Origin of the sequence: Hydrogenophaga sp. (assembly GCF_050250835.1) — a bacterium.
In the GTDB taxonomy this organism is placed as follows: Bacteria; Pseudomonadota; Gammaproteobacteria; order Burkholderiales; family Burkholderiaceae_C; genus Hydrogenophaga.
In genome coordinates this window covers 315,003-337,285 of sequence record NZ_JBFWNX010000001.1, presented here as the reverse complement: position 1 = coordinate 337,285, position 22,283 = coordinate 315,003, and the positions used below count along the sequence as shown (strand labels likewise).

Below are 22,283 nucleotides of genomic sequence, written 5' to 3'. Positions count from 1 at the left end.
CTTCACAGGTGGTTCCACTCCGCGACACGGCGTTCCAGCGTGCGGCGCGAGACGCCGAGCAACTGAGCCGCACGAGTCTTGTCGCCCTGCACCGAGTCGAGCACGTTGAGGATGTGCATCTTCTCCAGGGTGTGCAGGTCGGTCGGCATCGCGGGCGCGACGCCGATCTCGGACACTGGCTTCACGCCGGGGTAGAGGGCCGACACGTTGAGGCTGCCCAGGATCAGCGAGCGTTCGAGCAGGTTGCGCAGCTCGCGCACATTGCCCGGCCAGTCGTACTGACGCAGGAAATCCATCTCCTGTTCGCTGATGGAGAGCGGTTCCACGCCAAGTGAAGGTGCGAGCTGTGCGATGAAGTGCGCCACGAGTTCGGCAATGTCTTCCTTGTGCTCACGCAGGGGCGGCAGTGTGAGGTCCACCACCTGCAGGCGGAAAAACAAATCCTTGCGAAAACGCCCGGCGGCCACCTCTTCGCTGAGCTGGCGGTTGGTGGCCGCGACGATGCGCAGATTCAGCGGCACGAGCTGTTCGCTGCCCACCGGCCGAATCTTCAGGTCTTCGATGGCGCGCAGCAAGGTGGCCTGGATGGAGAGTGGCAGTTCGGCGATTTCGTCGAGAAACAGGGTGCCGCCCTGCGCGTAGTGGAACAGGCCATCGCGCGCGCGGCTGGCGCCACTGAAGGCGCCCTTGGCGTGGCCGAACAGCTCGCTCTCGATCAGCTCGGGCGAGACGGCGGCGCAGTTGACTGGTACGAAAGGCCCGGCGGCGCGGCTGCTGAGCGCGTGCAATTCGCGCGCCACCAGTTCCTTGCCGGTGCCCGATTCGCCTTGCAGCAGCACGGTGCTGTTGACGGGTGCGACGCGTTCGATCGACTGAACCAGGCGCTGCATGGCCGGCGACGAGCCCACCAGCGCATTGCGCCCCGGAGTGCTGCTCACCGCACGCCGCAGCACGAAGTTCTCGCGCCGCAGGCGAGAGCGCTCGTAACAGTGCTTCACCGCATTGAGGATCTGCGGCACGCGGAAGGGTTTGAGGATGAAGTCGGAGGCGCCCGCGCGCAGTGCCTCGATGGCGGTGTCCAGGTCGGCGAACGCGGTGATCAGGATGACCTCGCCATTGAAGCCTTGCTCGCGCAATTCCTTGAGCCAGGCCACGCCGCTCTTGCCAGGCAGGGAGATGTCCAGGATCACCAGGTCCACATGGTGGCCGCGCAGCCATTGCGCCCCTTCTTCTGCGCTGCCCGCGCTCATGACGAAATGACAGCGCGGCGCGAGTGTCTTGACCAGGAAGTTGAGCATGCCCTGCTCGTCGTCCACGATCAGGATCGACCAGTCGGGCCAGCCTTCCAGGTTCTTTTCAGGGGATGGGGGGAAAAACGAGGTCTGCACCCGGGAGGATTCTACGGACGAAGCCTACCAATTCACTGGGGTATTGGGCGAAATCCCACGCCCTCACGCGGTGATGGCGTGCGCCGATGCCTGGCTCTGTTGCGACAACTTGTCGCAGCGTGACCGGACAGCTTGGCGCAGCGTCCTGGTCGCCGTGTCGGCTTCATAGGGTTATCCCTCGACGTGATGGGGTGGTGCACCGTGAGATGAGTACCAAAGCAAGTAGGGCTGAGATGACCATCCCATGGCACGCTTCTGGCTATGAAATCGGGAGCGCTCGCGCATGTTGCGCTGCGACATGGGGGGATGAGAATGGATTGCATCTTGCGCGGGCCGCTGCGCTGCGGGGCCGCTTGCACGGGCTGTGGGGGACGGTTAGATTCCACGTATGCAAAAGGTCCGCATGTTGTCTTGCGGAGCCCGTTCAACCAGGAGACATGCATGTCCAAGTCCCCACGATCCACGCCCGAAGAAGGCCGTCCCAACCTCCAGCGCCGCACCCTGTTTGCCGGCGCATCCACGGTGGGCGCGCTGGCGGCAGCAGCCACCCTGCTGCCCCGGGTGTCACCTGAAGAAGCGGCTGCTGTCGAACCCAGGCCCGCGCCCACCAAGGGCGGTGGTTACAGCCTGAGCGATCACGTCAAGCAGTATTACCAGACCACCCGCATCTGAGCGAACAGGAGTCCCCCATGTTGCTGACCAAAAAGTCCTCCTCTGGCGCGCACGCGCCGCGCTCTTCCTCTGGCTTCGTTCACAAACTCCAGCGCGGCCTGTCGTCGGCGCTGCCCACCATGGACCGGCGTGGTTTTCTGCGCCGCTCCGGCCTGGGCGTTGGCGTGGGCCTGGCGGCCTCGCAGCTCACGCTGGTGAAGAAGGCTCAGGCGGCTTCCGGCAAATCCATCGACGGCACCGGCAAGATCGAAGTCAAGCGCACGGTCTGCACGCACTGCTCGGTGGGGTGCGCCACCGATGCGATCGTGGAGAACGGCGTGTGGGTGCGCCAGGAACCGGTGTTCGATTCACCCATCAACCTCGGCGCCCACTGTGCCAAGGGCGCGGCCCTTCGCGAGCATGGCCATGGCGAATACCGCCTGCGCTACCCGATGAAGCTGGTGAACGGCAAGTACCAGCGCATCAGCTGGGACGTCGCGCTCAATGAAATCACCGCGAAGATGAAGGAGTTGCGCGAGGCCAGCGGCCCCGATTCGGTGTACTTCGTGGGCTCGTCCAAGCACAACAACGAACAGGCGTACCTCATGCGCAAGTTCGTGAGCTTCTGGGGCACGAACAACTGCGACCACCAGGCGCGCATCTGCCACTCCACCACGGTGGCCGGCGTGGCCAACACCTGGGGTTATGGCGCCATGACCAATTCGTACAACGACATGCAGAACAGCAAGTGCGCGTTGTACATCGGCTCCAACGCCGCCGAGGCGCACCCGGTCTCGCTGCTGCACATGCTGCACGCCAAGGAAAACGGCTGCAAGATGATCGTGGTCGATCCGCGCTTCACGCGCACGGCGGCCAAGGCCGACGAATACGTGCGCATCCGCTCCGGCACAGACATTCCGTTTCTCTTCGGCATCCTGTACCACGTCTTCAAGAACGGCTGGGAAGACAAGCAGTACATCAACGACCGCGTCTACGGCATGGAGGACGTCAGGAAGGACGTCATGGCCAAGTGGACGCCAGCGGCTGTGGAAGAGGCCTGTGGCGTCAAGGAAGAACAGATGTTCAAGGTGGCCAAGATGATGGCGGAAGCCAAGCCGGCCACCATTGTCTGGTGCATGGGCCAGACGCAGCACACCATTGGCAACGCCATGGTGCGTGCTTCGTGCATCCTGCAGCTTGCCCTGGGCAACGTGGGCAAGACCGGTGGCGGCACCAACATCTTCCGTGGTCACGACAACGTGCAGGGTGCGACCGATGTCGGCCCCAATCCCGATTCACTGCCCGGGTACTACGGCCTGGCTGCTGGCTCCTGGAAGCACTTTGCCAGCGTCTGGGGTGTGGACTACGAGTGGATCAAGAAGCAGTACGCCGAAGGCATGATGGAGAAGCCTGGCATCACGGTCTCGCGCTGGATCGACGGTGTGCTGGAGAACAACGAGCTCATTGACCAGGGCCCCAACCTTCGCGGTGTGTTCTTCTGGGGCCATGCGCCCAACTCTCAGTCGCGTGGCCTGGAGATGAAGCGCGCGATGGACAAGCTCGACCTGCTCGTGGTGGTGGACCCCTACCCATCGGCCACGGCGTCGATGGCGGCCATGCCCGGCAAGCCCGAGGACCTCAACCCCAACCGCGCGGTGTACCTGCTGCCGGCGGCCACGCAGTTCGAGACGAGTGGCTCGGTCACGGCGTCGAACCGCTCCATCCAGTGGCGCGAGAAGGTGATCGAGCCGCTGTGGGAGAGCCGCAGCGACCACATGATCATGCACCAGTTCGCCGAAAAGCTGGGCTTTGCCGCCGAGTTCTCGAAGAACTTCAAGATGCAGAAGGTCAAGGGCATGGACGAGCCCGTCATCGAGGACGTGCTGCGCGAGATCAACGCCTCGGTCTGGACGATTGGCTACACCGGCCAGAGCCCGGAACGGCTGAAGGCCCACATGCGCAACATGAGCGCATTCGACATCAAGTCGCTCAAGTGCAAGGGCAAGGTGGTGGACAAGGAAACCGGCTACGACATGAGCGGCGACTACTTCGGTCTGCCGTGGCCCTGTTTCGGCACCGCTGCCATCAAGCACCCGGGTTCGCCCAACCTCTACAGCACCGAGCGCCACGTGATGGATGGGGGCGGCAACTTCCGCGCCAACTTCGGCGTGGAGCGCGACGGCAAGAGCCTGCTGGCCGAAGACGGCTCCCACTCGCTGGGCGCCGAGATCACCACCGGGTACCCCGAGTTCGACCATGTGCTGCTCAAGAAGCTGGGCTGGTGGGGCGACCTGACCGCCGACGAGCAGAAGGCCGCCGAGGGCAAGAACTGGAAGACCGACCTCTCCGGTGGCATCCAGCGCGTGTGCATGGCGCATGGCTGCCATCCGTTTGGCAACGCCAAGGCCCGCGCCGTGGTGTGGAACTTCCCGGATGCGATTCCGCAGCACCGCGAGCCGCTTTACGGCACGCGTCCCGACCTGATCGCCAAGTACCCCAGCCACGACGACCAGAAGACCCGCTGGCGCCTGCCCATCCTCTACAAGTCGCTGCAGGCGAAGAACGTCGAGGAGAAGATGCACGAGAAATTCCCGCTCATCATGACCTCGGGCCGCCTGGTCGAGTACGAGGGCGGTGGCGAGGAAACCCGCTCCAACCCCTGGCTGGCCGAGCTGCAGCAGGAAATGTTCGTCGAGCTCAACCCGGCGGCCGCGGCGGCGCGCAGCATCCGCAATGGCGAGCGTGTGTGGGTCACCACCCCAACCGGTGCGCGGCTGAATGTGCAGGCGCTGGTGACCGAGCGCGTGGGACCGGACACCGTGTTCCTGCCGTTCCACTTCTCCGGACGCTGGCAAGGCACGGACATGAAGCCCTACTACCCCGACGGTGCCTTCCCCGTCGTGCGCGGCGAGGCGGTCAACACCGGCACGACCTATGGTTACGACATCGTCACGATGATGCAGGAAACCAAGTCCACGATCTGCAACGTCGAAAAAGCATAAGCCCAGGAGACCGACATGGCACGAATGAAATTCATCTGTGACGCGGAACGCTGCATCGAATGCAACGGCTGCGTCACCGCCTGCAAGAACGAGCACGAAGTCCCCTGGGGCGTGAACCGCCGCCGCGTGGTGACCCTCAACGATGGCGTGCCCGGTGAGAAGTCGATCTCGGTGGCCTGCATGCACTGCAGCGACGCGCCTTGCATGGCGGTCTGCCCGGTCAACTGCTTCTACCGTACAGACGAAGGCGTGGTGCTGCACGACAAGGACGTCTGCATCGGCTGCGGCTACTGCTCCTATGCCTGCCCCTTCGGTGCGCCGCAGTTCCCGTCGCAAGGCACCTTCGGTGTGCGCGGCAAGATGGACAAGTGCACCTTCTGCGCTGGCGGCCCCGAGGCCCATGGCAGCCAGAACGAATTCGAGAAGTACGGGCGCAACCGCCTGGCCGAAGGCAAGCTGCCGGCCTGCGCCGAGATGTGCTCGACCAAGGCCCTGCTTGCCGGTGACGGTGATGTGGTGGCCGACATCTTCCGCAACCGCGTGCTGCAGCGTGGCAAGGGCGCCGAAGTGTGGGGCTGGGGAACCGCTTACGGCACCGCACAGGGGACCAAGTCATGATCAGGCGCCTGACCATCTCCACCTTGCTGGCCGCTGCCGCGCTGATCCTGAGCGCGTGTGGGGACCAACCCCAGGAAATGAACGCAGCCGGCGTCAAGCAGGACGGTGCGCCCTACCAGGGCGTGGGCCAGAGCCAGTACGCGCAGACCGGCTGGAAGCCCGGCGACAAGGCCAGCTGGGAGCAGCAGCTCAAGACGCGCGCGCAGTACGGACAGAATGACTACACCCGCATGGGCAACAAGTAAGGCCGAACCATGTCCACTTCGTTGTTGACACGTGGCTTGAGCCGCCTGATTTCACCCGTGTTCTGGTCGGCGGCCGTGCTGGCCCTCAGCGCTGGCTGGGCCAACGCCCAGGCCCTGAAGGTGGAGCCTGCGCAGGAAGACCCCGCGCCAGCCGCCGCCCAACCGGCCCAGCAGCAGGGCGGCATCCGCAGCGCGAACATCTTCGAGATCGCGCCCGATGCCAGCACCGACCCCAAGTACGGCGAGCAGACCAACGCGCAACGCGGCCAGGTGCAGCCCGGCAACAACGCCCCCATGTGGCGCGATGTGGGCAAGGGCGTGACCGGTACCACCAGCCTGCCCTACCTGGAGGCGGGCAACCTCATCCAGCCGTTCGCGCAGTACCCCGGCGCACGCCTGACAAACGCCGGCGAAGCCTGGCGCCAGGTGCGCAACGACTGGATCATCCCGTACGGCGGCTCGCTGCTGCTGATCGTGATGGTGGCGATCGCGCTGTTCTACATGGCCAAGGGTGCCCTGGACGTTCACGGCCAGCCCACAGGCCGGGTGATCGAACGCTTCACCTACCTGGAGCGCTCCGCCCACTGGCTCAACGCGATTGCATTTGTGGCACTCGCCATTTCCGGCATCGTCATGGCGTTCGGCAAGTTCTTCCTGCTGCCCATCATCGGCAGCACGCTGTTTGGCTGGCTGACCTACGCGCTGAAGAACCTGCACAACTTCGCCGGCCCGCTGTTCGCCGTTTCGCTGGTGATCGTCATCGTCACCTTCATCAAGGACAACCTGCCCGCCAAGGGCGACCTCACCTGGCTGCTCAAGGGCGGTGGCCTGCTCAGTGGAGAAGAGGTGCCTTCGCACCGCTTCAACGCGGGGGAGAAAGTGGTGTTCTGGGCCGGCGTGTTCTTCTTCGGACTGATCGTGGTGGGCTCAGGTGTCTTTCTTGACAAGCTGGTGCCCTCGGTCGAATACACCCGAGGCAACATGCAGGTGGCGCACATGATCCACGCCAGCGCTGCGGTGCTGATGATGTGTCTCTTCATGGGGCACATTTACCTGGGCACCATCGGCATGAAAGGCGCCTACAAGGCCATGAAGACCGGCTATGTGGACGAGACATGGGCCAAGGAACACCACGAACTCTGGTACGACGACATCAAGGCCGGAAAGATCCCCGCCCAGCGCAGCGCCAATGGCCCGACCGACACCGGTCAGACGGTCAAGGTCTGAGTCCGATGATGGTCACCCACCGCAACGATCCGAGACAAGGAAACCCCATGAAACGCAGCCTGCTGTGTCTCTCCCTGCTGCTGGCCTTTGCTGCCCACGCCAAGCTGCCCGCACCGCCGCCCCCGACCGATGAAGCCAAGGCCAAGGCGGCCGAAGCCGCTGCCAGGACGGCCTGGAGCACCAAGGTGGGCGGTTACAAGCTCTGCATGGCGATGGACAAGGCCGCGAGCAACTACTTCAAGACGGCTGCTGCTGCGGGCAAATCCGTGAAGCCCGCCGAGGCAGCGGCGCCTTGCGTCGATCCCGGCCCGTTTGCCTACGTACCGCCCAAGCCGGCAGAAGCCGCCGGTGCGCATTCCCCTGCCGCCACGGCAGTGAGCCCACCGAGCACCCAGGCGCCTGCGGGTGCCGCCACTCCCGCCAAGAAATGACCGTGTCGGCTTGAGGGCCGAAAACCCTTGCCGACGCCTCGCCAGGGCCGCACCTCCGGGTGGCGGCCCTTTTCATGCGTTAGTCTTCGATCCATGCCCTTGCCCCAACTGACCCAGGCCCGCGCGCCGCTGACCCGCGAAGTCGAGGTCATGAACGAGCTCGGCCAGCGCGAGACCATCTTCATACCCGCCGAGCGCGATCTCACGCTGTACGTGGACAAGCGAGAGCTCGTGACGCTCATGACACTGGGCGCGCATCCGGAGTGGCTGGTGCTCGGGTATCTGCTCAACCAGCGCCTGATCGCCTCCATCGACGAGATCGAATCGGTCACCGTGGACTGGGACGTGAACGCAGCGTCGGTAAAGACCCGCCACGGGATCGACCACATCGAGGAGCGCACGTCCCGACGCGTGGTCACCACCGGCTGTGGCCAGGGCAGCGTGTTCGGCCACCTCATGGACGAAATCGACAACATCCGCCTGCCGGCAGACGCCGGGTTGAAGCAGTCGGAGCTCTACGCCATCGTCAACGCGATACGACTCAAGGAGAGCACCTACAAGTCGGCGGGTTCAGTGCATGCTTGCGCGCTGTTCTGCGGGGAAGCGTTGCAACTGTTCGTGGAAGACGTGGGGCGCCACAACGCGGTGGACACCATCGCGGGCTGGATGTCACTGCAACAGGCGCCCACCGCCCCCGGCGAAAAGATCTTCTACACCACCGGTCGCCTCACCAGCGAGATGGTCATCAAGTCGGCCCAGATGGGCGTGGCCGTGGTGGTCTCGCGCAGCGGCATCACTCAGATGGGGCTGGACGTGGCCCAGCGGGTGGGCCTGTGCGCCATCGGGCGTGCGACCAACAGGCACTTCCTCTGTTACACCCATCCACAGCGACTGAAACTCGACGCGGTGCCCCCCGCATCGCCGGTCGGCCGCGAGCGCGCCGCCAGCTCGCCCTGACAAGGCGGGGGCCGTGGGTTCGGACATAAACTCGGTGACCCCTTACCGAGATTCCTCCATGAGCCGAGCCCTCCACGTCATTGACCACCCCCTGGTGCAGCACAAGCTGACCCTGATGCGCCGCAAGGACACCAGCACCAAGAGTTTCCGCGAGCTGGTGCACGAACTCAGTGCGCTCCTGGCCTACGAGCTCACGCGCGAGATGCCCATGCAGGACATCGAGATCGAGACCCCGCTGGAGAAGATGACATCGCGCGTGATTGATGGCAAGAAAGTCGTGCTGGCTTCCATCCTGCGTGCGGGCAACGGTTTTCTGGACGGCATGTTGCAGGTGATCCCGGGCGCGCGCGTGGGCCACATCGGCCTGTACCGCGACCCGGCCACGCTGCAGGCAGTGGAGTACTACTTCAAGATGCCGCAGGACATGCACGAGCGAGACGTGATCGTGCTCGACCCCATGCTCGCCACCGGCAACTCGGCCGTGGCCGCCGTGGACCGGTTGAAAAAGACCGGGCCGCGCTCGATCCGCTTCGTGTGCCTGGTCACTTGCCCGCAGGGGCTCAAGACCTTCCACGATGCGCACCCTGACGTGCCTGTCTACACGCCAGCGGTGGATCGCGGCCTGAACGATCACGGCTACATCGTCCCCGGCCTGGGCGATGCCGGCGACCGCATCTTTGGCACGAAGTAGGGCTCCCCCCGCGCCACGCCTGCGGCCTGGCAAAGCCAGTTCCGCGGCGCTCTGAACCCATCCACTTCGCGCCGGTCCGATGTGTGGAATTTGCAGATGCGATAAGGTCCAAAAATGAATACCCCCCCTGCCTCGCTCCCGATCCGCTTCTGGACCCTGGGCTGGACTTCCCTGGTGCGCGACTGGCGCGCTGGTGAGTTGCGCCTGCTGTTGCTGGCGGTGACGCTTGCGGTCGCCGCGCTCACGGCCGTGGGATTTTTTGCCGATCGTCTGCAGAACGGTCTCACTCGGGATGCCCGCGCCCTGATTGGCGGCGACGCAGTGGTGAGCAGCGACAACGCGCCGCCGGCGAGCTTTGAGACGCAGGCGCGGGCGCTCGGCCTCACCACCACGCTGACCCTGGGCTTCCCCACCATGGGCCGCGCGCGCGATGAAGAAGGTGGTGCGGCCCGCCTGGTGGCGCTGAAGGCGGTGGGCGAGGGCTATCCGCTGCGCGGGGCCCTGCGCGTGGCCGAGGCGCCCGGTTCGCCCGACGCCGACACGCGTGAGATTCCCGCACCGGGCACGGCCTGGGTCGACGCGGCCCTGCTGGTGGCGCTCGACCTGAAGATGGGCGACCCGCTGCTGCTCGGCGACACCTCGTTCCGGATCGCACGCATCATTGTGGTGGAGCCCGACCGGGGCGCAGGCTTCATGAACTTTGCCCCGCGCGTGATGATTGCAGACAGCGACCTCGCGGCCACTGGCCTGGTGCAACCGGCCAGCCGCCTGAACTACCGGCTCGCCGTGGCCGGCGCCGATGCGCGGGTGGCGCAATTCAGCCGCTGGGTGGACGAGGAAATGAAGAAGCCGGGCGTGCGTGGCATGCGGCTCGAATCGCTGGAGGGCGGTCGCCCCGAGATGCAGCAGACGCTGGTGCGGGCCGAGAAGTTCCTCAACCTCGTGGCCCTGCTGGCTGCGCTGCTGTGTGCTGTGGCGGTGGCCATTGCTGCACGCGGTTTCGCGCAGCGGCACCTGGACGACTGCGCCATGCTGCGCGTGCTCGGCCTCTCGCAGGGCACCATGGCGCGCGCCTATACGCTGGAATTCGTGCTGATTGGCCTGGTCGCCAGTGCGCTGGGGGTGCTCATTGGCTATGGGGTGCACCACGCCTTCGTGCTGCTGCTCGCTGGCCTGGTGGAGGCAAGCCTGCCGCCGCCAGGCATGGCGCCAGTGCTGCTCGGTCTGGGCATGGGACTTACGCTCATGCTCGCCTTCGGCCTGCCGCCGGTGCTGCAACTGGCGCAGGTGCCGCCGTTGCGCGTGATCCGCCGCGATGTGGGCCAGCTCAAGCCCGCCACGCTCGCCGTGCTCGGCCTGGGCATGTTTGGCTTTGCAGCGCTGTTGCTGGCTGCCAGCCGCGATCTGCTGCTCGGCGCCATCGCCGTGGGTGGCTTTGCTGGCGCCGTGCTGCTGTTCGCCGCGACCAGCTACGCGGCCGTGCGCATGCTGCGCGCCAGCGTGAACGAAGCCACCGCGCCGCGCGCGCTGGTGATGGCCACGCGCCAGCTTTCTGCGCGCCCGGCCTATGCCGTGGTGCAGATCAGCGCGCTCGCGGTGGGTCTTCTTGCGCTGGTGCTGCTGGTGCTGCTGCGCACCGACCTCATCGCCAGCTGGCGCAATGCCACCCCGCCAGATGCCCCGAACCGCTTCGTGATCAATGTGCAGCCCGAGCAGGGCGAAGCTTTCCAGCAAGCCTTGCGCATGGCCGGTGTGCAGCGCTTCGACTGGTACCCCATGATCCGGGGTCGCCTGGTGCGCATCAATGGCCAGAGCGTCAACCCCGAGGACTTCACCAGCGACCGTGCGCAGCGCCTGGTGGACCGCGAGTTCAACCTCTCCAACACCGCCACGCTGCCCGACCACAACCCGGTGAGCGCCGGGCGCTGGATCGACAACGAAGCCGACGCGCTGAGCGTGGAAGAAGGGCTGGCCGAAGAGCTGGGCCTGAAACTGGGCGACCGCCTGGGCTTCGACATCGCCGGCCAGATCACCGAGGGCCGCATCACCAGCCTGCGCAAAGTGGACTGGGGCTCCATGCGGGTGAATTTTTTCGTGGTGTTTCCCGTGGCTCAGGTGCCCGACGTGCCGGTGAGCTACATCAGCGCGTTCCGCGCGCCCGAGGTGGCCGGCGGCGTGTCGAACGGTTTCGACAACGCCCTGGTGCGTCAGTTTCCGAACATCACCAACGTTGACATGAGTCAGACCATCGCGCAGGTGCAGCGCGTGCTGGGCCAGGTGATCAGCGCGGTGGAGTTCCTCTTCGCCTTCACACTCGCCGCTGGCCTGGTGGTGCTGCTCTCGGCCATCACCGCCACGCGCGGCGAGCGCGAACGCGAGTTTGCGATTCTTCGCGCTGTCGGCGCGGGCTCTCGACTGTTGCGGCAGGTGCAACGCATCGAACTGCTGGGCGTGGGCCTGCTGGCCGGTTTCCTTGCATCGGTGGTGGCCGTGGCGGTGGGCTGGGCGCTGGCGCGCTTCGTGTTTCAGTTTTCCTGGACCGCCTCGCCCTGGGTGCCACTGGGTGGCGCCATCGCTGGTGCGCTGCTCGCCCTCATGGCAGGCTGGTGGGGTTTGCGCAGCGTGCTGCGCACGCCGGTGGTGGAGACGCTTCGCAAGGCAGCCACATGAACGCCCCCATCCACCAACCCCAGGAGCCCGCGCGATTTGAAACGCCGTTTGAGTGGATCGGCGGTGAGGAGCGGGTGCGTGCGCTGGTCGACCGCTTCTACGACCTCATGGACATCGAGCCTGGCTACCGCGAATTGCGCGCGGTGCACGGCAGCACGCTGGACAACGCCCGCCAGCGGCTGTTCTGGTTTCTCTGTGGCTGGATGGGTGGGCCGCAGCTCTACACAGAGCAGTTCGGCCATCCGCGCCTGCGAATGCGCCACATGCCGTTTGCCATTGGCATTGTCGAGCGCGACCAGTGGCTGGCGTGCATGGATCAGGCCATGGGTGAGACCGGCGTGGAACCGGCGTTGCGCGAACGGCTGCGCTCCAGCTTCTTCCAGACCGCCGACTGGATGCGCAACTCGCCTGGCTAGCCGCTCAGAGCGGGCCGAAGTCCGTGTCGCTCGGGGCGTGTGCAGAGCTCATGTAGAGCTTGAGGGTGATCGAGTCGCCATCCTGTTCCCACAGGCGCCCCTGGATCGTGAACTGCCGGCCAGAAAATCGCACCACATCGCCTTGCACGGGGGGAACCTCATGCCCATTCCAGAATGCCGGAACAGTGATCGACGAACGCCGTATCCAGGCCTGGTCATCGGCGCCGAATACCAGGACCACTCGCGGGGTGGGCAGGCTCATGTTGCTTCCTCTGGCGGGCCACCATGGCCCATGAGGGGGAGCTTAGCGCAGCACCGCCCACCCGGGTGTTACTTGATGCTGGCGCGCACCTTTTCGATCTCGGCGCGGTAAATGGTGACGATGGCCTGGTCGTACGAGGCGGCGAACTTGTCCGCCACCGGCTTGGTGAGTTCCCGCATCTTCTCCAGCGTGGCGGCAGGTACGTCGTTGATCAGCATCCCCTTGGCCTCGAGTTCCTTGCGGGCGCCGCCGGCCGCTTCTCGGCTCAGCTTCTTCTGGAATTCTCCCGCCTCCACCGCCGCTTCGCGCACGATCTTCTGCTCTTCAGGCGAGAGCCGGTCCCAGGTGCGCTTGCTGATGACCACCGGGTTGGCGGTGTAGACGTGGTTGGTGACGCTCAGGTACTTCTGCACCTCGTTGAACTTGCTGGTCAGCACCACGGAGAACGGATTTTCCTGGGCATCCATGGCCTTCGATTCCAGCGCACCATACAACTCCGGGAAGGCCATGGGCACCGGGTTGGCGCCCAAGGCACCGAAGCTCTCAAGGAACATGGGGTTGGGAATCACCCGCAGCTTCAGGCCCTTGAGGTCTTCGACGTTGACGATCGGCCTGCGGCTGTTGGTGAAATTGCGGAAGCCGGTTTCCCAGAAAGCCAGGCCCACCATGCCCCGGTCGGCCAGCCTGGCACCCAGAGCCTGGCCAAAGGGACCGGCCACCAGCGCATCGACCTGTTCGGCCTTGGTGAACGAGAAGGGAATGTCGAGCAGTGTGTATTCCTTGATCACGCCGCCCATGATGGTGGCCGAGGGCAGCGTCATGTCCTGAACGCCGCCCTGCACGGCGCTCAGTTGCTGGGCTTCACCGCCGACCACGCCGCCACCGAGTTCCTGCACCTTGATCTTGCCGCCGCTCCTGGCGGACACGATCTCTGCAAACTTCTGCACCCCCAGGGAGATGGGGTGGCCTGGCTGCACCACGTGGCCAAAGCGGATGATCCGCTCCTGGGATTGCGCCTGGGCGCTCACGCCGAAGGCCGCCAGGGTGGCGGCGAGCATCCAATCACGAACTTTCGCGATGGGTCTCCTGGTGGGTGGAAATGGCCCGTGGGCCGCGTTGAAACCTGGTCGAATCAGACGGCCTCTGCAGAGGCGGCGGAGTGGCACAGCGTGTACAGCGCACCGAGCGTGCCGCCGTCTGCCCCGTGTGCCTGCAAAGCGGTCTCGGAAAGATCGGTGGTCTGGATGCTGCGCAGCACATCAAGGTCGTAGCCCACGATGACCAGCACCCAGTCAGCCACACGATCACCGCCCCGGATCTGCTGCTCTCGCGTGGGGGCGATGGGTGGCGTCTCGTGGCGCAGCAAGTGAGCGCCCACGCAGCCAGGTTGTGCGGCAAGGGCGCCCAGGCGCTCGGACAGAGCGCCTGCCAAGCGTGCCTCTGATCCGCCGCGAGGGGAAAACCGGATCGTGAGTGCGTGCCTGGCCACTGCGCCACCGGCAGAGGCCAGCACACGGCACTGGCTGCGCACCATGTTGCGATGGTGCGGCATCATGCGGGTCGACCAGGGGGAGGGCGCGTTCAGCCGCTCCAGGTAGGCCGCAGACTGGAGCACCTCGTACGCGTCAAGCTCGTACATCTGAAAAATCTCTTCGCCCCCGCTGGCGCTGGCCCAGCGCGTGCCCCGGCGAAAGCCCGGGATCGCCATGCGCTCCGGGAAGTGCTCGTGCGAATGCCAGTGTTCAAACTCCGCGCGCTGCTCCGTGGCCATGTCCCACCACATGGCGAGCGCCGCCTGTCCAAGAAGAGCCATCGCGTGCCGACCTTTCCATCGTTGATGTTCAAGGTGGCGAATGCTGCCACAAAGTTGAATGGTGTTCAATAAAAATATACCATTCAAAAATTGAACATTCAGGAGTCAACCCATGAGTGGAGCACTCGAAAAATCACTGTCGATCCTCGAATACCTGACGGAATACCCCGACGGTGTGGCACTCGCGCAGATCGCCACCGAACTCAACCAGTTGCGCAGCGGGTGCCATCGAACGCTGCAGGAACTCATCAAGTACGGCTACGTGCGGCAGTTGCCGGTGCGCGGTGAATACGCGCTGACCACCAAGATGGCGTCCATGGGTCTGAGTTTTCTCGGCAAGTCCGGCGTGGTTGACATCGCGCAGCCTGTCATCAACCGACTGGCTTCGGTGACCGAGGAGCTCGTGCGTCTCGCCATCGTCGACGGAGAACGGCTGACCCTGGTGGCGAAAGCTCAGGGAGCGAAGTCCGGGCTGCTGTACGACCCTGACATGGGCATTGACCTTCGCCTTTCCTGCAGCGCAGCCGGACAGGCCTGGCTGATGACTCTGCCGGAAGATGTGGCCATCGAATACGTAACTCGGCAAGGGCTGGGAGTGCCCAAGCACTACGGTCCCAACGCGCCCACCAGCGTGCGGGCCTTCCTCAAGATCCTGGACGAGCACCGCAAGCGCGGCTTCAGCGTCATCCAGGACGCCTATGCGCCCGGCATGAGCTCCATGGCCGCACCGATCCACAAAGGTGACGAAGCGACCTCGGGCGTGATCGTGATCGCCGGACCCACGTCGCGTCTGAGTCTCAAGCGCATGCTGCAGTTCGGTCCGGCCTTGCTGCGCGCGGCGGAAGAACTGGCACTCGCGTCGAATGCCTCGCCCCTGCTCAAGTCCGCCAACGTGGGCACCTGGGGCAACGTCTCGGAGAAAGTGGCCACTGGCCGCGGAATGTCCCGACGATGAGCGCCACCGCCCCAGTGCCCGTCTGCGCGATCCCCGTCCAGGACATCCTGGGGGAAACGCCGCTCTGGTGCGACCAGACCCAGTCTTTGCTGTGGCTGGACATCGACGGCGGCAAGTTGCAGCGCTTCCATCCCGCCTCGGGTCGACACGACATGTTTGGTTTCGACGCCAGGTTCGTCGGCTCGCTGGCCCTGACCCACCAGCCCCAGTGCGTGCTGCTGGCGCTGGACCTCGCCCTACACGTGTTCGACATGGGAACCGGCCAGTTGCGGCTGGTGTGCCAGGTCGAACCGCCGGAGAACGACAACCGGCTCAATGACGGGCGCTGCGACGCCTTCGGCAATTTCTGGGTGGGCACCATGGACAACCAGTTGCACCGGCCTCAGGGGGCCTTCTACCGGGTGGATGCCAAGGGCCAGGCCCACCGGCTCTTTGCCGACGTGATCGTCTCCAACACCGTGGCCTTCTCGCCCGCGCAGGACCGGCTGTATTTCTCCGACACGCGCCGTTTCGTGACCTGGCAGTTCGACATGGACCCGGTGGCCGGCACGCTGGCCCATCGCCAGGTGTTCGTGGACCACAGCCCGTCGCGCGACCGGCCTGACGGCGCCTGCGTGGACGCCGAAGGCTTTGTCTGGAACGCGATCTTTGCAGGCAGCCGCGTGGTGCGCTTCACGCCCGACGGCCAAATCGACCGTGTCATCGAGTTGCCAGTCACCAACCCGAGCTGCGTCTGTCTTGGCGGCCCCGATCTGCGCACGCTGTACATCACCACCGCCCGCAAGTTCCTGAACCGGGCGCAACTCCGCGCCGAGCCCTTGGCAGGCAGCGTGCTGTCTGTTGAAGTGGATGTGCCTGGCCTGCTGGAACACCGCTATCCAGCCCCACGGCCCTGAGTGTCTTTCAGCCCGGGCGCAGCAGCACCACCAGCGCCCCGGCGCCGCCCTCGGCCGGGCGTGCCTGCACAAAGGCCATCACCTCGTTCTTTTGCACCAGCCAGCGCAGCACGCGCTGCTTGAGCACCGGCGTGCGTCCCGGTGAGCCCAGGCCCTTGCCATGCACCACGCGCACGCAGCGCAGACCGTTCTGGTGGGCTTCGCGAATGAATCGGCCGAGGGCTTCTCGGGCCTCGTCGGTGCGCAGGCCGTGCAGGTCGATCTGGCGCTGAATGCTCCAGCCGCCCTCGCGCAGCTTGCGCACCACCGCGGGCCCCAGGCCGGGGCGGCGGTAGCTCAGGAGTTCATCGGTGTGCAAAAGGGTTTCGACGTCGAAGTCATCCGACAGGGCCTCGCGCATCACGGCGGCCTCGTCGCGCTGGCGCTGCACCGGCTGGGGGTCGACCGGCACGCGGCGCGGCGGAATGCGCCCCTTGTCCGCCAGCGGTCGCACCGGGCCGACGGCCAGCGCAAACAACTTCTGCTCGCGCTCGCGGCGAAGTTGCACCATGCGTTCGGCCGCCTGCCGGCTGGCCTCGGCGGCGGCCTGCTCGGCCATGGCGCGCTTGAATGCCTTGAGTTCGGCCAGCGTGCGGACTTTCATCCGTCCATTGTCGCTGGCCTCAGACCAACCCCATTTCTGCCATGGACGCCGCTTGCTCACTCGTGACGATGAAGTGATCGAGGACGCGCACGTCCACCAGCCCCAGCGCTGCCTTGAGCGTGGCGGTGAGGGTCTCGTCGGCACGCGATGGCTGTGCCACTCCGCTCGGGTGGTTGTGGGCCAGCACCACCGCCGCGCAATGGTGGTGCAAGGCGCGCAGCACCACCTCGCGCGGGTAGACGCTGGTCTGCGTGAGTGTGCCGCGAAACAGTTCTTCCAGCGCAATCAGGCGATTCTGGTTGTCCAGAAACATCACGGCGAAGACCTCGTGGTGGCGCCCGCCGAGCTGCAGTTGAAGGTAGTCGCGCACCGCCTGAGGGCTGTCGAACACCGGGCTTTGCTGGAGCCGATGGGCCAGTGCGCGTCGCGCCAGCTCCAGCACTGCGACCATTTCCGCCCGTTTGGCTGGTCCCAGCCCTTTGATCTGGCGCAGCGCGTCAGCGCCGGTGTGCAGCAGCCCGCCCATGCCGCCGAAGCGGTCCAGCAACTCCTGCGCGAGTTGCACCACGTGTTTGCCGGGGATGCCGGTGCGCAGCAACAGCGCCAGAAGCTCGGCGTCGCTGAGCGCCGCAGCGCCGCGCGCCAGCAGCTTCTCGCGCGGGCGCGCGTCGATTGGCAGGCTCTTGAGCCCGGGTGTCAGAAGGCCTTCCATCTTGGTTTTCTCCCTGTTGGAGCCTGCTTTTTACAATAGGCCCTGTTCCCACTACTCCCCCGCCCATGCCCCAAGTCCAAGAAGGCTCCTTTCTCACCCTGCACTACCGCATGTCCGGGCCGCAGGGGCAGGTGATCATCGACACCTTTGGCGGCCAGCCCGCCACGCTCAGCCTGGGTGCGGGCGATCTTTCGCCCGCCATCGAACAGCGTCTGCTGGGCCTGGAGGAGGGCGTACAGACGGTGATTGAGCTCGGTGCCGGCGAGGCGTTTGGCGAACGCCAGCCCGAGATGGTGCAGTGGGTGGCGCGCAAGCTGCTCAACGAGCTGGGTGACCCGCACGAACAGTACGCGGTGGGCGACGTGGTGCAATTCCCCACGCCCGATGGCTTGGGCAGCTACGCCGGCGCCGCCGTGGAGGTGCGAGAAGACGGCGCGGTGCTGTTCGATTTCAACCACCCGCTGGCGGGGCAGCCCGTGCGCTTCGAAGTTCAACTGATCGGGATACTTTGATGGCCGAATCCCAGGAAATCGTCCTTGCTGAACCCAGGGGCTTCTGCGCGGGCGTGGACCGCGCCATCGAGATCGTGGAACGTGCCATCGCGAAGTTTGGCCGACCCATCTACGTGCGCCACGAGATCGTGCACAACACCTACGTGGTCAACGACCTCAAGGCCAAGGGCGCCATCTTCATCGAGGACCTGGCCGAGGTGCCGCCCGGCGCCACGCTGGTGTTCTCTGCTCACGGGGTGAGCAAGGCAATCCAGGAAGAGGCCAGGGAGCGCGGTTTTCACGTGTTCGACGCCACCTGTCCGCTGGTGACCAAGGTGCACGTGGAGGTGGCCAAGCTGCACCGCGAAGGCTTCGAGTTCATCATGATCGGTCACAAGGGACACCCCGAGGTGGAAGGCACCATGGGCCAGCTCGACAGCGGCATCCACCTGGTGGAAGACGTGAGCGACGTGGCTCGCGTGGCGCCAGCGCAGACGCAGAAGCTCGCAGTGGTCACGCAGACCACGCTCTCGGTGGATGACGCCGCGCAGATTCTGAATGCGGTGAAGGCGCGTTTCCCGCAGGTGCGAGAACCCAAGCAGCAGGACATCTGCTACGCCACGCAGAACCGGCAGGACGCCGTCAAGCTGCTCAGCCCGCAGGTGGACATCGTCATCGTGGTCGGCAGCCCGACCAGTTCCAACAGCAACCGACTGCGTGAAGTGGCGATCAAGCTGGGTACCACCAGCCACATGGTCGACAGCGCTGACGAGCTGCAGGCCGAGTGGTTTGTCGGCAAACGCCGCGTGGGCCTCACCGCCGGAGCTTCGGCGCCCGAAATCCTGGTGCGCCAGGTGATCGACCGCATCAAGGCCATGGGAGCCATTTCCGTGCGCACGATGGATGGCCTGACCGAGACGATCAAATTTCCGTTGCCCAAGGGACTCAAGTCCGAAGGCGGCGATGCCGCTCCACTCCAGCACCTGCGCTGAACCGCGCCAAGCCTCCAACGGGGGCGCAAAACTACAATCGCCGCATGCTAGACATCGTTCAACTGAGAAAAGACCTTGACGCCGTCGTGGCGCGCCTGGAAACCCGCAAGCAGCCACAGCCGTATCTGGATGTGGATGCCTTTCGCGCGCTGGAGACCGAGCGCAAGGCACTGCAGACCCGCACCGAAGACCTGCAGAGTCAGCGCAACACGCTTTCCAGACAGATCGGTCAGCTCAAGGCCAAGGGTGAAAGCGCGGACGCGGTGATGGCTCAGGTGGCGTCGTTCAAGGCCGAACTCGAAGCCTCCGGCGTGCGGCTGGAAGCCATCCAGACCGAGTTGCAGGCGTTGCTGCTGGCCGTGCCCAACCTGCCGCATGCCAGCGTGCCCGTGGGCAGTGACGAACATGGCAACGTGGAACTGCGCCGCTGGGGCGCGCCACGCGCCTTCGATTTCGAGCTGCGCGACCACGTCGACATCGGCGAAAAGCTGGGGCTCGATTTCGAAACCGGTTCCAGGCTCGCGGGCTCGCGTTTCACCTTCATGCGCGGCCCCATTGCCCGGCTGCACCGCGCGCTTGCCCAGTTCATGCTGGATGTACAGACCCAGGAGCACGGCTACACCGAGTGCTACACCCCCTACATCGTCAACGCCGAGACGCTGCACGGCACTGGCCAGTTGCCCAAGTTCGAGGGTGACCTGTTCGCGGTGAAGAAGGGCGGCCAGGAAGGTGAGGAAGTGCCCGACACCCAGGCGCTCTACCTCATTCCCACCAGCGAGGTCACGCTGACCAACGTGGTGCGGGACACCGTGCTGGCCGAAAGCGAGTTGCCGATCCGCATGACCGCGCACACACCTTGCTTCCGCTCCGAGGCCGGCAGCGCCGGGCGCGACACGCGCGGCATGATCCGCCAGCACCAGTTCGACAAGGTCGAGATGGTGCAGATCGTGCATCCTGAGAGAAGCTATGAGGCGCTGGAGGACATGACCCGTCACGCAGAGGCGGTGCTGCAGAAACTGGGCCTGCCCTACCGCGTGATGGCGCTGTGCACTGGCGACATGGGCTTTGGCGCCAGCCGCACGCACGACCTGGAGGTGTGGGTGCCCGCGCAAGGCACGTACCGCGAGATCAGCTCGGTCTCCAACTGCGAAGCTTTCCAGGCGCGCCGTCTGCAAGCCCGCTTCAAGAACGCCCAGGGCAAGAACGAACTGGTGCACACGCTCAATGGCTCAGGCCTCGCGGTGGGCCGTGCGCTGGTGGCCGTGCTGGAGAATTTTCAGAACGCCGACGGCAGCGTCTCCGTGCCCGAGGTGCTGCGCCCCTACATGGGCGGGCTGGAGCGCTTGACCCCTGCCTGAGTTCATTGGCCAGAACCTCCAGTCACTGGATCACCCACGCAAAGCATCGCCGCTGAAAACCATGCCCAGCCAACGCCGCCACCCCTTTCGCATCTTCCTTGCGCTGATCCTGCTGACCTTGCTGACCACAGCTTGTGCGGTGCGGGAAAAGCGGCTGTACCAGGGGGTCCAGTTGCCTGGGAGCCAGGTGGCGGTGGTGAAGGCGCAGGACCCTTCACAGGTCGGTGGTGGATCGGTGCGCTTCTTCCTGGGGTTCGAGTCCTTCATGAAAGACGGCGACGCGCAACGCACGTTCGTCAATGACATGTGGAGCGGCTACCCCACCAGTGTGGAAACGCTGCCGGGCGACTACACCATCATTGCCTATTGCGCCAGCGGAGGCTTTTTCGCCCACCCGTCGATCAAGCTCAGACTGGTGGCCGGAAAAACCTACACCTTGCGGTGCGGCTTCACGCCCAACGACGTGAACCGATTCCTGGTCTCCCTGGACTCCGTCAGTTAAGTCGCCGACGACCTGTTCCAGTGTGGAGCGCGCGCAAATGGATGGACATTGCCACGCTATGCTGGCGCCATGTGCAATCTCTACGGGTCCACCAAGCTCGCTGGCATCCGCAAATACTGGCGGCCGACGAATGACCTCGCCTGGGATGGCGGGATCGTTGCCCCGCGCAAGCCAGGTGCATTCATCCGTCGAGCGGTTGACGATGTGGGCTATGCGCAGGAACTGGTGGTCGGCCGCTGGGGCCTGATCCCGTGGTTCTCCAAGACCGCCGACATCAAGTTCTCGACGAACAATGCCCGCAGCGAAGAGCTGGCCGCCAAGGCCACTTTCAAGCATCCCTGGGCTCGCGGGCAGCGGTGCATCATCCCCGCCGACTGGTTCGACGAACCGAACTGGGAGAGCGGTAAAAATGTGTGGTGGCGCTTTCGCCGCACCAATGGAGAGCCCTGGGGCCTGGCTGGTCTGTGGAACACCTGGACTGACAAAGCCACGGGCGAGATCCACGAGAGCTACACCATGCTCACGATCCACGCCAACAGCCATCCCCTGATGAGCCGCATGCACAGGCCCGACCTGGATCCAGAGACGAAGCAACCGCTGCCCTTCGAGTTGCAGGACAAGCGCAGCGTGATCCCGATCGAGCAGGGCGATGTGGACCAGTGGCTGGCGGGGACCGTGCAGGAGGCTCAAGACTTGCTGCGCCTCGCACCCGTTGACGTGTTCGACGCAGGGCCGTCGGTGCCGACAGGGGTGAACATCCCCTTGCTCGATAGCGATTCGTCGTAGCGTTGCTGCCCTGGCTTGCTCCAGCCCTTGCAGACAGGCTGCGGGTAGGGGGCGAAAGGGACTGTTGTCGTGAGACTTGCCGCACGCGGAGGCCAAAGGGCTCGGTCGTCTCTTGAGGGACATCCAGCCACATGGGAAGGCCGCAGTAGTGGCAGCAACCGTCTTGCCTCGGGAATGAGGCCAGGCGGGCTCGGCGGATCGTGGATTTGCTCATGGGGAACTCCGTGATTGGTGGGGTCCCCGTTGCCCGGATCGGGCTATGGCGGGCATCGTCGCTGAAGGCGCTATCGATGGGCTGGTCCTCAAAGTCTCCAGCGGTGTCGGACGACCGTCCGGCAGCCGTTGAGTTCTGCATCTGCAGTCGAGATGCGTCCACCAGCAAAATTCCTTCAACAAGGAAGGACATATGGATGGACAAAACAAAAAAGCGGCCCGGAGGCCGCAAGTTTGCTGGTGTCGTGGCGGAGAGGGTGGGATTCGAACCCACGGTACGTTGAAAACGTACACGGGATTTCGAGTCCCGCGCATTCGACCACTCTGCCACCTCTCCGTGTTCGAAGCCTGCGATTCTAGCAGG

At 65.0% G+C, this 22,283-nt stretch carries 23 protein-coding genes and 1 tRNA gene; 17 read left to right on the top strand and 7 right to left on the bottom strand.

Annotated elements, in window-relative coordinates; genetic code table 11:
* Window positions 1-2: 2 nt before the first annotated feature.
* Window positions 3-1,388, bottom strand: coding sequence for a sigma-54-dependent transcriptional regulator (locus AB7F11_RS01545; RefSeq protein WP_428288310.1), 1,386 nt, complete (start codon window positions 1,386-1,388; stop codon window positions 3-5).
* Window positions 1,389-1,829: 441 nt separating this feature from the next.
* Between AB7F11_RS01545 and AB7F11_RS01540 the strand changes: the two genes are divergently transcribed.
* The 10 genes from AB7F11_RS01540 (at window position 1,830) to AB7F11_RS01495 (ending at window position 12,296) form a co-directional block, all read left to right on the top strand.
* Window positions 1,830-2,060, top strand: coding sequence for a formate dehydrogenase (locus tag AB7F11_RS01540; protein ID WP_428288311.1), 231 nt, complete (start codon window positions 1,830-1,832; stop codon window positions 2,058-2,060).
* Between the two features lie 17 nt (window positions 2,061-2,077).
* Window positions 2,078-5,041 carry a formate dehydrogenase subunit alpha gene (locus AB7F11_RS01535; protein WP_428288312.1) on the top strand — a complete coding sequence of 988 codons (2,964 nt, stop codon included), beginning with the start codon at window positions 2,078-2,080 and terminating at the stop codon, window positions 5,039-5,041.
* Window positions 5,042-5,056: 15 nt separating this feature from the next.
* Complete coding sequence (fdh3B, locus tag AB7F11_RS01530) at window positions 5,057-5,659, top strand: formate dehydrogenase FDH3 subunit beta (protein ID WP_291128167.1); 603 nt, start codon at window positions 5,057-5,059, stop codon at window positions 5,657-5,659.
* Complete coding sequence (locus tag AB7F11_RS01525) at window positions 5,656-5,904, top strand: hypothetical protein (RefSeq protein ID WP_428288313.1); 249 nt, start codon at window positions 5,656-5,658, stop codon at window positions 5,902-5,904. Before fdh3B ends, AB7F11_RS01525 begins: the two co-directional genes overlap by 4 nt.
* A 9-nt stretch (window positions 5,905-5,913) precedes the next feature.
* Window positions 5,914-7,131: a formate dehydrogenase subunit gamma gene (locus AB7F11_RS01520; protein WP_428288314.1), complete on the top strand. Its 1,218-nt coding sequence runs from the start codon at window positions 5,914-5,916 to the stop codon at window positions 7,129-7,131.
* Window positions 7,132-7,178: 47 nt separating this feature from the next.
* Window positions 7,179-7,562, top strand: coding sequence for a hypothetical protein (locus AB7F11_RS01515; protein WP_428288315.1), 384 nt, complete (start codon window positions 7,179-7,181; stop codon window positions 7,560-7,562).
* 93 nt (window positions 7,563-7,655) lie between these two features.
* Window positions 7,656-8,519 carry a formate dehydrogenase accessory sulfurtransferase FdhD gene (locus tag AB7F11_RS01510; RefSeq protein WP_428288316.1) on the top strand — a complete coding sequence of 288 codons (864 nt, stop codon included), beginning with the start codon at window positions 7,656-7,658 and terminating at the stop codon, window positions 8,517-8,519.
* 58 nt (window positions 8,520-8,577) lie between these two features.
* The gene (gene upp / locus AB7F11_RS01505) at window positions 8,578-9,210 is read left to right on the top strand and encodes a uracil phosphoribosyltransferase (RefSeq protein WP_428288317.1); all 633 of its coding nucleotides are present in this window, start codon (window positions 8,578-8,580) and stop codon (window positions 9,208-9,210) included.
* Window positions 9,211-9,324: 114 nt separating this feature from the next.
* On the top strand, window positions 9,325-11,880 hold the full coding sequence (locus AB7F11_RS01500) for an ABC transporter permease (protein WP_428288318.1): 2,556 nt from the start codon (window positions 9,325-9,327) through the stop codon (window positions 11,878-11,880).
* Window positions 11,877-12,296: a group II truncated hemoglobin gene (locus AB7F11_RS01495; RefSeq protein WP_428288319.1), complete on the top strand. Its 420-nt coding sequence runs from the start codon at window positions 11,877-11,879 to the stop codon at window positions 12,294-12,296. Before AB7F11_RS01500 ends, AB7F11_RS01495 begins: the two co-directional genes overlap by 4 nt.
* A gap of 4 nt (window positions 12,297-12,300) precedes the next feature.
* Here the strand turns inward: AB7F11_RS01495 and AB7F11_RS01490 are convergent, their stop codons facing one another.
* The 3 genes from AB7F11_RS01490 to AB7F11_RS01480 form a co-directional block, all read right to left on the bottom strand.
* Window positions 12,301-12,558, bottom strand: coding sequence for a hypothetical protein (locus AB7F11_RS01490; RefSeq protein ID WP_428288320.1), 258 nt, complete (start codon window positions 12,556-12,558; stop codon window positions 12,301-12,303).
* 68 nt (window positions 12,559-12,626) lie between these two features.
* Window positions 12,627-13,616, bottom strand: a complete 990-nt coding sequence (locus AB7F11_RS01485; RefSeq protein WP_428288321.1) for a TRAP transporter substrate-binding protein — start codon at window positions 13,614-13,616, stop codon at window positions 12,627-12,629.
* Between the two features lie 74 nt (window positions 13,617-13,690).
* Complete coding sequence (locus AB7F11_RS01480; RefSeq protein ID WP_428288322.1) at window positions 13,691-14,371, bottom strand: hypothetical protein; 681 nt, start codon at window positions 14,369-14,371, stop codon at window positions 13,691-13,693.
* A 112-nt stretch (window positions 14,372-14,483) separates the two neighbouring features.
* Between AB7F11_RS01480 and AB7F11_RS01475 the strand changes: the two genes are divergently transcribed.
* Window positions 14,484-15,326 carry an IclR family transcriptional regulator gene (locus tag AB7F11_RS01475; RefSeq protein WP_428288323.1) on the top strand — a complete coding sequence of 281 codons (843 nt, stop codon included), beginning with the start codon at window positions 14,484-14,486 and terminating at the stop codon, window positions 15,324-15,326.
* Entirely contained in the window at window positions 15,323-16,222 is a 900-nt protein-coding gene (locus AB7F11_RS01470) for an SMP-30/gluconolactonase/LRE family protein (RefSeq protein WP_428288324.1), read from the top strand. The genes AB7F11_RS01475 and AB7F11_RS01470 overlap by 4 nt, the downstream gene beginning before the upstream one ends.
* Window positions 16,223-16,229: 7 nt before the next feature.
* On the opposite strand, the gene AB7F11_RS01465 is transcribed toward AB7F11_RS01470, so the two are convergent.
* Window positions 16,230-16,865, bottom strand: coding sequence for a Smr/MutS family protein (locus tag AB7F11_RS01465; RefSeq protein WP_428288325.1), 636 nt, complete (start codon window positions 16,863-16,865; stop codon window positions 16,230-16,232).
* Window positions 16,866-16,884: 19 nt separating this feature from the next.
* Window positions 16,885-17,577 (bottom strand): RadC family protein, encoded by a 693-nt coding sequence (gene radC / locus AB7F11_RS01460; protein WP_428288326.1) that lies wholly within the window; start codon window positions 17,575-17,577, stop codon window positions 16,885-16,887.
* 65 nt (window positions 17,578-17,642) lie between these two features.
* Here radC and AB7F11_RS01455 point away from each other — a divergent pair, with 65 nt between their 5' ends.
* The 5 genes from AB7F11_RS01455 to AB7F11_RS01435 all read left to right on the top strand — a co-directional run bounded on the left by AB7F11_RS01455 (window position 17,643) and on the right by AB7F11_RS01435 (window position 21,706).
* Window positions 17,643-18,089 (top strand): FKBP-type peptidyl-prolyl cis-trans isomerase, encoded by a 447-nt coding sequence (locus AB7F11_RS01455; RefSeq protein ID WP_428288327.1) that lies wholly within the window; start codon window positions 17,643-17,645, stop codon window positions 18,087-18,089.
* Window positions 18,089-19,060, top strand: coding sequence for a 4-hydroxy-3-methylbut-2-enyl diphosphate reductase (gene ispH / locus AB7F11_RS01450; RefSeq protein WP_428288328.1), 972 nt, complete (start codon window positions 18,089-18,091; stop codon window positions 19,058-19,060). Before AB7F11_RS01455 ends, ispH begins: the two co-directional genes overlap by 1 nt.
* 44 nt (window positions 19,061-19,104) lie before the next feature.
* Window positions 19,105-20,418: a serine--tRNA ligase gene (gene serS, locus AB7F11_RS01445; RefSeq protein WP_428288329.1), complete on the top strand. Its 1,314-nt coding sequence runs from the start codon at window positions 19,105-19,107 to the stop codon at window positions 20,416-20,418.
* Window positions 20,419-20,479: 61 nt separating this feature from the next.
* Window positions 20,480-20,920 carry a hypothetical protein gene (locus AB7F11_RS01440; protein ID WP_428299797.1) on the top strand — a complete coding sequence of 147 codons (441 nt, stop codon included), beginning with the start codon at window positions 20,480-20,482 and terminating at the stop codon, window positions 20,918-20,920.
* Window positions 20,921-20,989: 69 nt separating this feature from the next.
* Complete coding sequence (locus AB7F11_RS01435; protein WP_428299798.1) at window positions 20,990-21,706, top strand: SOS response-associated peptidase; 717 nt, start codon at window positions 20,990-20,992, stop codon at window positions 21,704-21,706.
* Between the two features lie 459 nt (window positions 21,707-22,165).
* On the opposite strand, the gene AB7F11_RS01430 is transcribed toward AB7F11_RS01435, so the two are convergent.
* Window positions 22,166-22,256, bottom strand: a tRNA-Ser gene (locus AB7F11_RS01430).
* Window positions 22,257-22,283 lie beyond the last annotated feature (27 nt).